This window comes from Actinomadura darangshiensis, from assembly GCF_004349235.1.
GTDB classification, from domain to species: Bacteria; Actinomycetota; Actinomycetes; order Streptosporangiales; family Streptosporangiaceae; genus Spirillospora; species Spirillospora darangshiensis.
Map to the genome: position 1 here is coordinate 25,116 of NZ_SMKY01000052.1, position 14,418 is coordinate 39,533.

General features: G+C 71.2%; 14 protein-coding genes. 4 read left to right on the forward strand and 10 right to left on the reverse strand.

The window, feature by feature from the left end:
- Positions 1–4: 4 nt before the first annotated feature.
- From E1293_RS14395 to E1293_RS14405, 3 genes are all read right to left on the reverse strand, one after another.
- Positions 5–1,015, reverse strand: coding sequence for an acetamidase/formamidase family protein (locus E1293_RS14395; RefSeq protein WP_243716221.1), 1,011 nt, complete (start codon positions 1,013–1,015; stop codon positions 5–7).
- Positions 1,012–2,421: an APC family permease gene (locus E1293_RS14400; RefSeq protein ID WP_132197890.1), complete on the reverse strand. Its 1,410-nt coding sequence runs from the start codon at positions 2,419–2,421 to the stop codon at positions 1,012–1,014. The genes E1293_RS14395 and E1293_RS14400 overlap by 4 nt, the downstream gene beginning before the upstream one ends.
- 97 nt (positions 2,422–2,518) lie before the next feature.
- The gene (locus tag E1293_RS14405; RefSeq protein WP_132197891.1) at positions 2,519–3,652 is read right to left on the reverse strand and encodes a substrate-binding domain-containing protein; all 1,134 of its coding nucleotides are present in this window, start codon (positions 3,650–3,652) and stop codon (positions 2,519–2,521) included.
- A gap of 50 nt (positions 3,653–3,702) precedes the next feature.
- Between E1293_RS14405 and E1293_RS14410 the strand changes: the two genes are divergently transcribed.
- Positions 3,703–4,134, forward strand: coding sequence for a MarR family winged helix-turn-helix transcriptional regulator (locus E1293_RS14410; protein WP_132197892.1), 432 nt, complete (start codon positions 3,703–3,705; stop codon positions 4,132–4,134).
- On the opposite strand, the gene E1293_RS14415 is transcribed toward E1293_RS14410, so the two are convergent.
- Positions 4,131–4,961, reverse strand: a complete 831-nt coding sequence (locus E1293_RS14415) for an SAM-dependent methyltransferase (RefSeq protein WP_243716222.1) — start codon at positions 4,959–4,961, stop codon at positions 4,131–4,133. The two genes, E1293_RS14410 and E1293_RS14415, sit on opposite strands and share 4 nt — an antisense overlap.
- A 108-nt stretch (positions 4,962–5,069) precedes the next feature.
- On the opposite strand from E1293_RS14415, the gene E1293_RS14420 reads away from it, so the two are divergent.
- On the forward strand, positions 5,070–5,942 hold the full coding sequence (locus E1293_RS14420; protein WP_132197894.1) for an SDR family oxidoreductase: 873 nt from the start codon (positions 5,070–5,072) through the stop codon (positions 5,940–5,942).
- On the opposite strand, the gene E1293_RS14425 is transcribed toward E1293_RS14420, so the two are convergent.
- From E1293_RS14425 to E1293_RS14435, 3 genes are all read right to left on the reverse strand, one after another.
- Entirely contained in the window at positions 5,899–6,333 is a 435-nt protein-coding gene (locus tag E1293_RS14425) for a tautomerase family protein (RefSeq protein WP_132197895.1), read from the reverse strand. The two genes, E1293_RS14420 and E1293_RS14425, sit on opposite strands and share 44 nt — an antisense overlap.
- Before the next feature lie 74 nt (positions 6,334–6,407).
- Positions 6,408–7,199: an SAM-dependent methyltransferase gene (locus E1293_RS14430; protein ID WP_132197896.1), complete on the reverse strand. Its 792-nt coding sequence runs from the start codon at positions 7,197–7,199 to the stop codon at positions 6,408–6,410.
- Between the two features lie 29 nt (positions 7,200–7,228).
- Positions 7,229–7,459 carry a hypothetical protein gene (locus tag E1293_RS14435; protein ID WP_132197897.1) on the reverse strand — a complete coding sequence of 77 codons (231 nt, stop codon included), beginning with the start codon at positions 7,457–7,459 and terminating at the stop codon, positions 7,229–7,231.
- 130 nt (positions 7,460–7,589) lie between these two features.
- On the opposite strand from E1293_RS14435, the gene E1293_RS14440 reads away from it, so the two are divergent.
- Positions 7,590–8,612, forward strand: a complete 1,023-nt coding sequence (locus tag E1293_RS14440) for an LLM class flavin-dependent oxidoreductase (protein WP_132197898.1) — start codon at positions 7,590–7,592, stop codon at positions 8,610–8,612.
- Between the two features lie 87 nt (positions 8,613–8,699).
- Here the strand turns inward: E1293_RS14440 and E1293_RS14445 are convergent, their stop codons facing one another.
- The 3 genes from E1293_RS14445 to E1293_RS14455 form a co-directional block, all read right to left on the reverse strand.
- Positions 8,700–9,212, reverse strand: a complete 513-nt coding sequence (locus tag E1293_RS14445; RefSeq protein WP_132197899.1) for a cupin domain-containing protein — start codon at positions 9,210–9,212, stop codon at positions 8,700–8,702.
- A 125-nt stretch (positions 9,213–9,337) separates the two neighbouring features.
- Positions 9,338–10,033, reverse strand: a complete 696-nt coding sequence (locus E1293_RS14450; protein WP_132197900.1) for a hypothetical protein — start codon at positions 10,031–10,033, stop codon at positions 9,338–9,340.
- 83 nt (positions 10,034–10,116) lie between these two features.
- Positions 10,117–13,371 (reverse strand): GH92 family glycosyl hydrolase, encoded by a 3,255-nt coding sequence (locus E1293_RS14455; protein WP_132197901.1) that lies wholly within the window; start codon positions 13,369–13,371, stop codon positions 10,117–10,119.
- Between the two features lie 115 nt (positions 13,372–13,486).
- Here E1293_RS14455 and E1293_RS14460 point away from each other — a divergent pair.
- A partial coding sequence (locus E1293_RS14460; RefSeq protein WP_165978221.1) for a LacI family DNA-binding transcriptional regulator occupies positions 13,487–14,418 on the forward strand: 932 nt, incomplete at its 3' end.

Below are 14,418 nucleotides of genomic sequence, written 5' to 3' on the forward strand. Positions count from 1 at the left end.
AAGGTCAGCGCTGGGCGAGGTAGCCGGTGGCGGTCTCGCGCAACCGGTCGTGCACGCCGTCGTAGGCGGACGCTCCGGACAGCACGGTCTTCGGCAGCTTGGCGAGCATCGTGTAGTTGGTGTCCACCACGTTGCCGGCCGGGGCGAGCACCGTCTGGCTGACGAGCTGGTAGGCGTCCAGTTCGTCCAGGCCGAGCAGGGACGAGGTCCAGGTGACCAGGTCGTGCTGGCTGATCCGGAACGCGTCCTCCAGCGGACGGGCCGAACCGGTCGACATGAGGTGGGTGTCGTTCTCCAGGCGCGGCCACGCGGGGGCGGCGCCCTTGACCAGGTCCAGGACGACGACCGTGCTCATCGCCGCCTCGACCGCCGTCCCGCACACCTCGCCCTCGCCCTGCCGGCAGTGGCCGTCCCCGATCGAGACGAGGCCGCCCGGCACGTTGACCGGGAAGTAGGCCGTGGTGCCCGCCCGCATCTCGGGGGTGTCCATGTTGCCGCCGTGCGCGCCCGGCGTGATGCTCATGATCACCTCGCCGGCGGCCGGGGCGACGCCCACGGTGCCGTGCATGGGGTCGAGCGGGAGTTCCACCTCCAGGTCGCTTTCGCGGGCCCGGAACCGGCAGATGCCGCGCTCGGTGTCGACGTCGTACATCCACACCTTCTCCGGCAGGGGCGGGTGCAGCATCGCCGTCGTGTGCGTCGCGGTCAGCGCCCCGAAGTGCGGGAACGTGGTGGAGACCGCCCAGTCGCGGGCCGGTCGGATGTCCACGAAGTGCACCGCGACCGCGTCGCCCGGCTCGGCGCCGGCGACGGCGATGGGGCCGGTGACGGGGTTCAAGTAAGGGAAGGCGCACACCTGGCTCGGCAGGTCGTCCGGCCCTTTGACCGCACCGCCGAAGCAGTCCTCGGTGGTCAGTTCCACGACGGTGCCGGGTGCGACGGTCAGCGCCGCGTCCCGCCCACCGAAGGCGTAAGAGTACTCGGTCGCGTTCATCGGGACCACGTCGAGGGTCACTGCTCCGTCTCCTCTTCCTCTCCGATTCCCGCGAGTGCCGGACGCCGGTGCATGACCAGCAGCCCGACGAGCACCGCCACCCCGATGCCCAGCCAGATGAATCCCAGCTCCTGCGCGGCGACCTTCGCGTTGTACACCACGTAGCCGAGGATTCCGAAGCCGATCGCGGGCGCGATCAGGTGCGGCCACCATTTCCGGCTGCCCCCGCGGATGACGTAGTGGACGACGACCGAGACGTGCAGCACCAGGAAGGCCGTCATGGCGCCGAAGTTGACCAGCGAGCTGAGCAGTGTGATCCCGTCGTCGCGCTGCTCCATGTAGAGGCCGAGGGCCAGCGACACGGCCGCGACCAGGAGGGTGGCGTTGACCGGGACCTGCCGCTTGGCGTGCACCTTGGCCAGGAAGCGGGGCAGCTGCCTGTCCCGCGCCATGGCGTACAGCAGCCGGGACGTCGCCGCCTGCGCGACCAGCGAGTTGGCGAAGCCCCAGGCGATGGCGGTGGCCAGCGCGGTGAGCTTGGCCAGCCAGGCGCCGCCCGCGACCCGCGCCGCGTCGTAGAAGGCGACGCCGTCGGGATCGCCGTCCTTGATCAGCTTGTCGGGGTCGGTCACCAGCAGCGACGCGACCCACGTCTGCACGATGAACAGGACGCCGACCAGCAGCAGCGCGGCGACCATCGACCGTCCGATGGCGCGGGCCGACTCGCGGTTCTCCTCCGCCAGCGTCGAGATCCCGTCGAAGCCGAGGAAGCTCAGCACGGCGATGGACACGGCGCCGAACACCAGCCCCCACGAGAACGTGGCGTCGTTGTAGACGGGGGTGAAGCCGCCGCCGTCGTGGCCCTTGCCCTGGGCCAGCGCCACGACGCCCACCACCAGGAAGATCGCCAGGATGACCAGTTCGGCGGCCAGCATGACCCGGTTGATCCGGGCGGTCATCTCGATGCCGAAGAAGTTGACGACCGTGTTGAGGACGACGAAGCCGATCAGCCACAGCCACACCGGCACGTCCGGGACGAGCGAGTTCATCGCCACGCTCGCGATCAGGTACAGCAGCGCCGGGACGAGGACGTAGTCGAGCAGGATCATCCAGCCGGACAGGAACCCGGCCGGTGCCGTGATCCCGCGCCCGGCGTAGGTGTAGACGGACCCGGCCATCGGGAACGCCCGCGACATCTGCGCGTACGAGGCGGCGGTGAACAGCATCGCCAGCATCCCGATCGCGTAGGCGAGCGCGACCATGCCGCCCGAGCCCTGGAAGACGCTGCCGAAGATGCCGAACGGCGCGATCGGCACCATGAAGATCAGCCCGTAGACCACCAGGTCGCGGAAGCTCAGCGAGCGGCGCAGCTCCTGGGTGTACCCGTAGCGCTCGATGCCCTCGGGCTGCGCCGGGTCGACGGCCATGCTTCCTCCTCCGCCGCGAGGATCCGGGGCGGGTCCCGCGCTCCCGGCGAACCCTAGGACGAATCCTTCCAAATGAAAAGACTTTGCCGCGGGGATATCAGAGGCGGGTGACCACGGCGAGGTCGAGGCCGTCCGCCCTGGCCAGGTAGCCATCCGCCCGGGGCGGGCCGAGCGGCGCGGCCGACCAGGCCAGGCGCGCGAGCGGGTCGCCGGAAGCGAGGAGCCGGGCCGCGGCGCGCCTGCCGTCCCGCGCGGTCAGCATCCCCGCGACGGCCAGCGCCACCAGCAGGTGGACGCCGTCGTAGCAGCCCTCCGCATACGCCTCCAGGACGGGGGCGACGTCGCCGAACGCCGTCCGGTAGTGCTCGGCCAGCTCCAGCCGCCGCTCGTCGCCCTGCCCGGCGAACGACCGCATCGCCGAGTACAGCCCGCCGGTGTCGTCGCCGCCCGCCGCGAGCAGGACGTTCTCCTCCAGCGCCCCGGACAGCCGGACCACCCGGCCGGAGAGCCGCGACCCCGCGAACACCCGGTTGAACACGGCCAGGTCGCGGCCGACCAGGCTGAGCAGGATCGCGTCAGTGCCCGCCCGGTCCAGAGCGGCGACGATCTCCTCGAAGGCCGCCTCCGGGTCGTCCTCGGCCGTCCGGCGGAAGGGGACGAGCCGGTCCAGCACCACCTCGGCGCCCAGGGACGGGACGAGCCGCACCGCCATCCGGTGCACCGACCGCGGCCAGATGTAGTCGCTGCCCACCAGCGCCCACCGCCGCAACCGCAGGTGTTCGCTCAGCCAGCGGACGGCGGGGCCGAGCTGCCGGTCCGGCGAGTCACCGAGCAGCACCACCCCTTGCCGCCTCGGCCCGCCCTCATGCGGCGGCGTGAACACGTAGGGGACGCGGCCGGCGAGCGCCGTCTCCAGCGCGCGGTGCACATCGCTCGTGTGGAACCCGACGAACGCCTGGACGAGGCCCGCGTCGGCGAGGAACCGGGCGTCCGCGGCCACCGCGTCCGGGGCGCGCCCGGCGTCCACCGGCACCAGCTCCACGGCCCGCCCCGCGGCGCCCCCGGACGCGTTGACCTCGATCGCCGCCAGGCATGCCGCGTTCAGCCCGGACGGCCCGGTCAGGCCGATCGGCCCGGACAGCGGCAGCAGCAGCCCCAGCCGCAGGACCGCGGCGTCCGGCCCTGTGACCAGCAGCTCCGTGCCGTCCCGCAGCACCGCCGAACCGTTCATGACCTGGCAAGTATGCTCTCCCCACGGGCGGCTGACGAGGGAGGCGGACCGTGGGCGAGCGCCAGGCGGCGAGCACCGAACTCGTCGACCTGCTCACCCGCACCCAGCGCGCCCTGGCCCGCGACCTCGGCCGCGTGCTGGAGGAGGAGGGGACGTCCGTCGAGCAGTGGCGGGTGCTGCGCGCCCTCGCCGAGGCCGGCGACATCTCGATGGGCGAACTCGCCGCCACCGTCGAGATCCCGCACCCCACCTTGACGCGGCTCGTGGACTCGCTGGTCGACTCGGCCTACCTGTACCGCTCGCAGTCCGCGCGGGACCGCCGGCGCGTGTCGGTCCACGTGTCCGACCTGGGCCGCGCCAAGCTGGAACGGCTGGAGGCCTTGGCCCGGGCGCACGAACAGGCCCTCGCCGCGAGGCACGACCCGGACACGATCCGCGACCTTTCCGCCCTTCTGGACCGCCTTTGGAAGGGCCTCCGCTAGCCCTTGTGCAAGGCGAGGCCGCCGTATGCGGAGACTTGTGCGGGCGGGGGAGCGGGGGGATCTGCTGGGTCGCGGCGCCATCGCGAGACGAGCACCACGCCGGGATCGACGAGTTCGAGCCCCTGGCTGGTGAAGACGAGCTTCTCGAATTCGGCGGCGGGACGCGCCTGGGTACGCACACCGTCCGCGCGGTATCCGGCGGACGCCGGCCGCAGCCGCGGCTCGTGTTCCGGCGTCACATGGGTGGCGAGCACATAACTGCCGGGCGGCAGGGCCGCCACGAACATCCGGACGATGTCGCCGGGGTTCTGCTCGTCCGGGATGAAATGCAGAATGGCGCTCAGCACCAGCGCGATCGGCTCGGTGAAATCCAGGATTTCGCGGACGAGGCGGCTGTCGATGATGGATCGCGGCTGGCGGACGTCGGCGTCCAGATAGCCCACCCGGCCGCTCGGATCGGAGACCATCAGGGCGCGTGCGTGCGCCAGCACGATCGGGTCGTTGTCGACGTAGGCGATGCGCGCCGCGGGCGTGATGCCCTGCACGACCTCGTGCACGTTCGGCGAGGTCGGGATGCCCGTGCCGATGTCGAGGAACTGCCGGATACCGACCTCGGCGGCGAGATGGCGGACGCCGCGGAGCAGGAACCTGCGATTCTCCCGGGCGCCGATGCGGATGGCGGGGAATTCCTCCGCGATCCGGTCGGCCGCGTCCCGGTCGGCGGCGAAATTGTCCTTGCCGCCGAGCAGATAGTCGTACACCCGTGCGGACGACGGATGGGCGGCGTCGATGAGCGGACTCCGGAACCCTTCTCCTGGAGATGACACGTCTTCGGGTCTCCCCACTCCTGACGGCGGCAGAGGCGAGTAGTTTAACGTGACGCCCGCCCGCGCGGACCCGCGTCGCCCCCCGTAATCGACCGATCGAGGAACGTGATGAGGATCGTCATCGCCAGTGCGTCCGGGCAGCTCGCCCGCGCGACCACGAAATACGTGCTGGAAAAGGCGTCGCCCGAAGACGTCGTCCTGGTCACCAGAAATGTGGACGCGCTCGCCGAATACGCACGCGCCGGGGTGACCGTCCGGTACGGGGACTACGACCATCCGGAATCGCTGCCCGCCGCCTTCGCGGGCGCCGACCGCCTTTATCTGATCAGCCTGCACGAACTCGGCCACCGCGTCACCCAGCACCGCAACGCCATCGAGGCCGCGGTGGCGGCCGGCGTGCGGCACATCGTCTACGCGTCCTACATCATGGTCGAACCAGGCTGCCCGTCCACGGTCGTGCCCGACCACCTGCGCACCCACGAGATGCTCGACGCCTCCGGGCTGGACGTGACGTACCTGCGCAACGGCCTGTACGCCGAGACGCCCGTGACGCAGATCCTCCCGCCCGCGATCGACCGCGGCGTCCTGGTCGACAACACCGACCACGCCCGGGGGGCCTTCGTCCACCGCGACGACTGCGCCGCCGTCGCCGCCGCGGTATTGACGTCCTCCGGCCACGAGGGCCGGACCTACGACGTCACCGGTCCGGAACTCCTCAGCTTCGCCGACATCACCGCGCTGGCCGCCAAGGTCTCCGGCCGTCCCGTCGGCTACCAGAGCGTCGACGACGCGACCCTCGACGCCGGGCTCCGCGACGCCGGTGTCCCGGACGACGTCCGCGGCATGATCGTCTCCTTCGGAGTGTCGCTGCGCGCCGGCTTCGGCGAGCCGCTGACCGACACCGTCCAGCGCCTCACCGGCCGTCCGCCCCGTCCCATCACCGACCTGATGGAGCAGCACCGCCCTCTCCTGGCGGGCTGACGGCCGCGGGCTCCTCGACGTACTGCGCGAGCCCGTGGCCGAGGGACCAGTCGGCCGGCTGGTTCTCGTACAGGGTGACGAACATGTTCCGCGGCTCCGTCCCCGCGTACTCGGCGGCGAGCTCGGCGATCCGCCGGTACAGCGCCTGCTTCTGCGCGGCCGTGCGCCCGGCCCGCATCGTGATCGCCACGAACACGATCCCGTCGTCGCGCTCCACACCGAGGTACCCGCCGTAGCGCAGCGTGCTGCCGGCGCCGTCATGAGCGGTCAGCACCTGGAACCGGTCGTCCGGCGGGACGCCGATCGTCTCGACGAGCGCGTCACCGACGGCGCGTCCGAGCGCGTCAATCCGCGCCTCGTCGCCGAACGCATCGATGCGGACCAACGGCATGACGAATCCTCCAGCCTGCGAAGCGGTCATGCCATTGTACCTACTGGTATGTACGGCGTCGCGGCGGGAGGCGGTCAGGGTTTGCGGGCGACACCGCCGGCGCAGGCCACCTCGGGAGCCTCGCCCCAGGGGCTGGGTTCAGGGCGCCAGCGGGTGACCGTCACTACGCCGGGCTCCAGCACTTCCAGCCCGTCGAGGTAGCGGGCGATCTGCTCGGGACTCCGCGGGGTGTAGGGGACGGCGCCGCTGCCGGCGTTGTAGTGCCGGATGGCCTCCACGTAGGCCGGGTCGGTGTCGGTGCCGTCGTAGACCGCGAGATAGCTGCCCGGCGGCAGCGCCGCCACCAGCCGCGCCACGATCGACCGCGCCTCGTCGTAGTCGCTGACCAGGCCCAGGATGCCCAGCAGCATCAGCCCGGTGGGCCGGGTGAAGTCCAGGGTCCTGGCGGCCTGCTCCAGGATGGTGTCGGGGTCGCGTACGTCCGCCTCGATGTAGTCGGTGGCCCCTTCGGGACTGCCGGTGAGCAGCGCCCTGGCGTGCACCAGTACCAGCGGGTCGTTGTCGACGTAGACGATCCGGGACGCGGGCGCCACACGCTGCGCGACCTCGTGCGTGTTGTCCATGGTCGGCAGCCCGGTGCCGATGTCCAGGAACTGGCGGATCCCCGCCTCGCCCGCCAGGTACCGGACCACCCGCGTGAGCATGTGCCGGGAGTGGCGGGTCATGTCGACCATGCCGGGGAAGGTCTGGAAGACCTGGTCTCCGGCCAGCCGGTCGACGGGGTAGTTGTCCTTGCCGCCCAGCAGGTAGTTCCAGACCCGGGCCGAGTGCGGCACGGTGGTGTCGATCTCGGGTTCTGAGCTCATGGCCGCGACGGTACCGCCTCTCCGCGGGTTCAGCGCTGGGACGACCCGTCCTGCCTGATCGCGTCCCCCCTGCTGTCGCTCGCTCCGGTCCCCATGCGCCGGACGCGTCCCGCGACGTCCGCGCGGGCCTCCCCGGCGTCGACGTGGGGCGGGCGCTCCTCGGCGTCGTCCTGCTCACGGCCACGACTGTCGCTCGCGCCGGTGCCAACGTGCCGAATGCGCCGCTCGACATCGGTACGGGCGTCCCTGCTCTCGCTCATTCCAGCCCCCTTGCCTGATATATCCCGCCTGATACCCGCCTGACCTGGGCTCAAGCCCACCCGGCGCGGGGACGGCCGTCACCCAGGTGACTCCGGAATCCCGGCGGGGCCGAGGCGGTTGAATGTCGGCGTGAAGACAATCGGCTTTCTCTCGTTCGGCCATTGGACTCCCAGCGCGGGCTCACGCACCCGGTCGGCCGCGGACGCGCTGTCGCAGTCGATCGACCTGGCCGTCGCCGCGGAGGAACTCGGCGCCGACGGCGCCTACTTCCGGGTGCACCACTTCGCCAGGCAACTGGGCTCGCCGTTCCCGCTGCTGTCCGCGATCGGCGCGAAGACGTCCCGCATCGAGATCGGCACCGGTGTGATCGACATGCGGTACGAGAACCCGATGTACTTCGCCGAGGACGCCGGGGCCGCCGACCTGATCTCCGGTGGACGGCTGCAACTCGGCATCAGCCGCGGCTCCCCGGAGCAGGTGATCGAGGGGTGGCGGTACTTCGGGTACGAGCCGTCCGAAGGCGAGACCGACGCCGACATGGCGCGCAGGCACACCGAGGTGCTGCTGACGGTGCTGCAGGGCAAGGGCTTCGCCCAGCCGAACCCCCGGCCGATGTTCCCCAACCCGCCCGGGCTGCTCCGTGTCGAGCCCTATTCCGAGGGTCTGCGCGACCGCATCTGGTGGGGCTCCAGCTCCAACGCCACCGGCGTGTGGGCGGCGCAGCTCGGCATGAACCTGCAGAGTTCCACGCTCAAGGACGACGAGACCGGGGAACCGCTGCACGTCCAGCAGCGCAAGCAGATCGAGGCGTACCGGCAGGCATGGAAGGAGGCCGGGCACCCGCGCGAGCCGCGCGTGTCGGTCAGCCGCAGCATCTTCGCGCTGACCAGCGACCTGGACCGGGCCTACTTCGGCCGGAACGCCGACTCCGGCGACCACGTCGGGATGATCGACGAGAAGACCAGGGCGATCTTCGGGCGTTCGTACGCGGCCGAGCCGGACGTCCTGGTCGAGCAGCTCGCCGCCGACGAGGCCGTCCAGGCCGCGGACACCCTGCTGCTCACCGTCCCCAACCAGCTGGGCGTGGACTACAACGCGCACGTCCTGGAGAACATCCTCACCCACGTCGCGCCAGGGCTCGGCTGGCGCTGAGCGCCGGCGGACCGCGCCGTTACGCCGCCGAATGGCGGGGCCTGCGAGACCGGCCTGGTCCGGCCAGGCCGGTCGTGAGCGCCGGGCTCAGCTCTCGGGCGGGCGGTTGCTGAGCGGCGTGAGCTGGTGGATGTCGTGGCGGCGCCGCAGTGCCGCGATCTCGGCCTGGTCGGGCGGCCCGCCGGCGGCGAGCAGATCGCCGAGTTCCTGCAGGTAGAGCTCATGACCGGCCGGCGTCACCAGGAAGAGCATCCGGGCCGGGGCGGATCCAGGGTTGAAGAAGGCGTGCGGGCACCCGGCCGGCACGAACATGAAGCTTCCCGGCCCGCCCCGGTACACGGTGGCACCGGACTCCGACTCCCAGGTGCGCCAGTCACCGTCGGCCTGGCCGGTCGGGTGGAAGGCGAGCAGGTCGAGTTCGCCGTCGAGGACGTAGAACACCTCCTCGGCCTGCTGGTGCACGTGCGCCCCCACGTCGAACCCGGGGGCGACCTCGGCCTCGAACGTCGACCAGACCCTCGACTGCTCGGCGCCCGCCTTCAAGGTCATGGTCTGGATTCTGCGGCCGTCACCGGGCGGTAACAGCAGTCCGTCGGTCATGTCGGCTCACCTTTCCCACGGCGATTCCCAGGAAAACGATTATGCTCGCCAACATAACGAGAAATGCCCGGTCGGTCCTGGCCAGCGCCGGACACTCCGACCATTCAGCGCGGTGGTTCGTCCGGCTAGCCGCGGAGGATGGGGAAGTACCGCGACCATTCCGCGAGGACGGCTTCGTCCAGGATAAGCGGTTTCGGGTAAGGCTCGCCCGGCGGCTGCGGGGTGTCCGGGTGGAGTGACCGCGGCAGGTAGCCGTCGAACAGGAAGGACCCGCGGTACCGCGGGTCGAGCACGGCCGCGCAGTCCGCGATCGGGCTCACCGAGTCGGGCGGCACCGTCGCGTACGACCCGTCGCGGAGGACGAAGGCGCTGCCGGGATCCTCGTCGCCGGGCTTTCCGTGCTCGATCCCGGACGCCGCGCGCAGCCGCCCGTCCACGCAGACCGCCGCGTACTCGGTGTCGAGCGTCCCGCCGAACGTGGTGTCGCCCATGTACACCACGCCGGCCGGGGCGGCGAGGCTGAACAGGGAGGCGAAGCGCATGTCCGTCAGGTCCAGGGACGGCAGCGGCGCCGACGCGTCGGGCGCGCCCGCGGCGGCCCGCCACGCCGCGTCGGCGCCGTCGTCGTACCAGTCGGGCGGAAGGGTGAGGGCATTGCCGAGCCCGTCGGCCAGGTGCGTCGGCTCGGGCAGCACCCAGGCGTCCGGAAGCCCTTCGCCGGTCACGGGGACGGCCCAGGCGGAACCGCCGGGCAGCAGCCGCTCGTAAAGGGCGAGCGCCTCCGGGTCCACGGTGAGCAGGCCCTGCAGATTGAATCCCATACGTTCCCCGCTCTTCCTTCCTCCTATGGATGTCCGAACGGGGAACGTATCGCATTCTCCTCGACCTCAGGCGGGATGTCCGATCATGCGAAGGCCCACGCGAACACGTGGAGGGACCCTCCCTCCTCGGGGACGTTCAGTGTGAAGCTCTTCACCTGCTTGGCCGGGTCGAGGGCGATCGGGGTCGCACCGAAGACGTAGACGTTGATCTCGTCCTTCGTCCCGTCGTCGCTGTTGCGGTAGGGGGTCTTGGCGACGATCTCGTTGCCGAAGCGCGGGGGATACGCGTCGGCGCCGAGCGCCCAGTCGCTGAACGCCAGGTCGCACTGCTGGGTCGACCCGTCGGCGTACGTGATCGTCACCTTGGACGGCGCGTCGCCGTTGCCCGCGGCGCCCAGGAACGCGAGCTTGCCCGCCTTGGGCGCGTCCGGCAGCTCGACGGTCTGGCCCTGGGCGTGGACGTTGTCCATCTGGCCGGGCTTGCGCGACGGCCAGCCGAACGTGAAGCCGTTCCAGGACACCTCCTTGCCGGGGGACAACCCGGCCGCGGCGAGCGCCTGGGCCGAGTACGACCAGCCGCCGCCGTCGAAGTTGGCCATGCCGGTGCCGCCGTCATCGGAGATGCCGGCGTTGTTCTGATACCACTCGATCGTCCCCTTGTGCGCCACGTTGATCGTCAGGCCCGCGTCGCCGGCGCCGGGTATCGCGATCGGCACCGTGTGGTAGTCGATCTTCGCGTCGGCGGCCACCGAGACCGTGATCTTCTGGTCGGCGTGGCCGGACGCCGGGACGTTCAGCGTGCCGGACGACGGCGTCAGCGTCACGCCCGCGGGCGGCGTGGCCTTCCACTCGACCGCGCCTCCCTTGGACAGCGCCTGCACGCGCAGCGTCGTGGTGGTGCTGCCGCCGGGCTCCACCGGGACGAGGCCCGGGTCGACCGCCGTGAGGTAGCTCTTGCCGCCCTCGGTGAACGACAGCGGCGCGTCCGACTCGGCCGATCCGAACGTCGTGTTCGGCGTCTGGCCGAGGGTGTAGTCGAGCGTCCCGCCCGACTTCGCGAACGACTCGGGCAGCCACGCCTTCGAGGTGGCCTTCCCGTTCACCTTGAGCGACTGGATGTAGCGGGACGACTCGGCGCCGGGCGCCTTGATCGTCACCTTCTGGCCGGAGGAGCGCCGCACCTCGATCCTGGAGAAGGCGGGCCCGTTCACCATCAGCTCGGCCCGGCCCGGGATCGCCGGGTACATGCCCAGCGAGGCCCACACGTACCAGGCGGACATCGTGCCGAGATCGTCGTTGCCGACCAGGCCGTCGGGGGTCGGCTTGAACAGCTCGGCCCGCGCCCGGTGCACGACGTCCTGCGTGCGGTACGGGCGGCCCGCCCACGCGTACAGCCACGGCGACTGGAGCGAGGGCTCGTTGCCGAGGTAGGCGAGCGGCTTGTGCGGGCCCGCGTTGAGCTCGGCGAAGAACGCGTCGAGCCGCTTGGCGGCGGCGTCGCGCCCGCCCATCGCGCCGAACAGGCTCTCCACGTCCGCGTAGGTCATCCAGTGGTACTGGGCGCCGTTGCCCTCCACGTACCAGTTGGAGTCCGCGGGGTCGAACGGGCTGAGGAACGAGCCGTCGGCGAACCGCGGCTGGATCCAGCCGTTGAGCGGGTTGTAGAGGTTCTGCCAGCCGTGCGAGCGCGCCATGAACGTCTTCGCCGTCGCGGTGTCGCCGAGCCGCCGCGCCACCTGCGCGATGCCGAAGTCGGCCAGGTCGTACTCCATGGTCGTGGCGGGATCGCCCGGCACGTAGCCGATCTTGAGGTACTGCGCGTTGCCGGGCCGCTCGGTGTAGTCGTGCTTCGGCCCGACCCGCTCCGCCCCGGCCACCATCGAGGCGAGGGCGCCCTTGGCGTCGAAGCCGCGCGCGCCGAACGCGTAGGCGCTCGCGATCATCGAGTGGTACGGGTCGCCGTTCATGACGCCGGTGATGGTGTTCTGGTGCGACCAGCGGTCCCAGACGTCGCCGATCACGTGGGCGTTCTCGTACAGCGACTGCGCGATGTCGCTCGCCACGTCCGGCGCCAGGAACGACAGGAGCTGGATCTCGCTGCGGTAGATGTCCCAGCCGGAGAACGTCGCGTAGTGGTGATGGCCCTTGCGGACCTTGTGGGTGCGGTAGTCGAACCCGGTGTAGGTGCCGTCCACGTCGTCGAACACGTACGGCTGGAGGAACGCGTGGTAGAGCGCGGTGTAGAACGTCCGGAGCGTGTCGGGCGTCCCGCCGCCGACCTTGATCTGCCCGAGGCGCTGCTGCCAGGCGTGACGGGTGGCGGCGCGCACCGAGTCGAACGGCCTGCGGCCGATCTCGGCCCGCAGGTTCTTCTTCGCGCCGTCGATGCTCACGTACGACAGGCCCGTGCGCATCTGGACGGGCTTGTCGCCGGCGAACTGGAGGTACACGCCGGAGCCGGGGCCCTTGACGTTCACGTCGCCGGCGAAGGTGCGCTGGTTCGGGACGAGGGGGCGCCCGTCCTGGGTGTTGTTCACCCGGCCGGTGGTCTTGAGCGGCGTCTTCGGCACGTCGGCGGGCGACTCGCCCCGCACGCGCGCGTCACCGGGCTCGACCGAGTCGTTCTTCCAGGTCCCGGACGCGGTGATCGGACGGTCGAAGGTGGCGTGGAAGTAGACGTAGTACTGGTTCTCCGTCCCGCAGAACCCGCCCGTCTTGGCCCAGCCCGAGACCGTGTTGCCGCTGATGGTCGCCTCGGCGTCGTCGACGCCGTTGATGGAGCCGGTGACGTTCAGCAGCAGCGTGCCCGGCTTGCCCGCCGGGAAGGTGAAGCGGCCGACGCCCGCCCGCGTCGAGGCCGTCAGCTCGGTCTTGATGCCCGAGTCGGCGGTGACGGCGTAGTAGCCGGGGCTCGCCTGCTCGTTCTCGTGCTTGAAGGTCTGGACGTAGTCCGACCCGTGGGTGGCGGGGGAGGCGCCGATCGTTCCGGAGACGGGGATGACGGGGAAGTCCTGCGCGCCGGTGCAGCCGGGGCCCGAGATGTGGCTCATCGAGAACCCGCGCAGCCGGTCGTCCTCGTACTTGTAGCCGCCCCCGGACGTGCGGACGGTGTCGGGACTCCACTGCATCATCCCGAGCGGGGCCACGGCGCCGGGGAAGTTCATCCCGGCCCCGCCGCCGTGGCCGAAGTCGGGGCCGCCGTCCTCGGTGCCGACGAACGGGTTGACGTAGGAGGTGAGGTCGGGGGCCGCGCCCGCCGTGGTGGCGGGCAGGACCGCGGCGGAGGCCAGGGGGAGCAGGAAGACGGCGAGGCCGCTCGCAAGCCGGCGTCTGAGCATGAGTGTCTCCTCGACGCATGACAACGTTGTCAGGATGGTGATCTCCCTGCACCGGGCCGTCAATGGCCGAATCCGGCCATGCCGGAACCTCCCTGGTCATGGTGACATCGTTGTCATGGCGAACAGGGGGGCGCCGCGTCCGACGATGCGCGACGTGGCCGCGGCGGCGGGGGTCAGCCTCAAGACGGTCTCGCGCGTGGTGAACGACGAGCCGGGCGTCCGTCCCGAGACCGAGGAGGCGGTCCGCGCCGCCATCGCGCTCCTCGGCTTCCGCCGCAACGACCTGGCGCGCACGCTCCGCGGCGGCCCGACCGGCACCATCGGACTGATCATCCAGGACGTGGCCAACCCGTTCTACTCGCTGGTGGCGCGCGGCGTGGAGGACGTCGCCCGCGAGGCCGGCCGGCTGATGATCCTCGGCAGCTCCGGCGACGACTACCTGCACGAGCTCGTCTACCAGCGGGAGCGCAAGCTCACCGCGTCCCTCTGCGAGCGCCGGGTGGACGGCCTGCTGATCGTCTCGTCGGGCGCCGCCGACCGCCAGCTCGCCGAGTACGGCACGCCGGTGGTCTACATCGACCAGCCCGGTCCGCTCGACGTCGACACCGTCCTCGCCGACAACGCCGGCGGAGCGCGCGCCGCCGTCCGGCACCTGCTCGCGCACGGCCACCGCCGGATCGCGTGCCTGCTCGACCGGAAGGAGATCTTCACCGCCCGCGAGCGCCACCGCGGCTACCTCGCCGCCCTGGCCGAGCAGGGAATCGCGGAGGACCCGGCCATCGCCCGCATGATGGTCCAGGACGCGGCGGGCGCCGAGCGGACGATGGCCGAGCTGCTCGACCTGCCCGACCCGCCGACCGCCGTCCTCACCGGCAACAACCTGCTGACGGCCGGCGCCCTCCGGACCATCCGGGCGGCGGACGCGACACCCGCCCTGGTCGGCTTCGACGACTTCGAACTGGCCGACCTCCTAGCGGTCACGGTGGTCGCCCAGGCCCCCGCCGAAATGGGCCGCCGAGCCGCCGAACTACTAGAACACCGCATAAG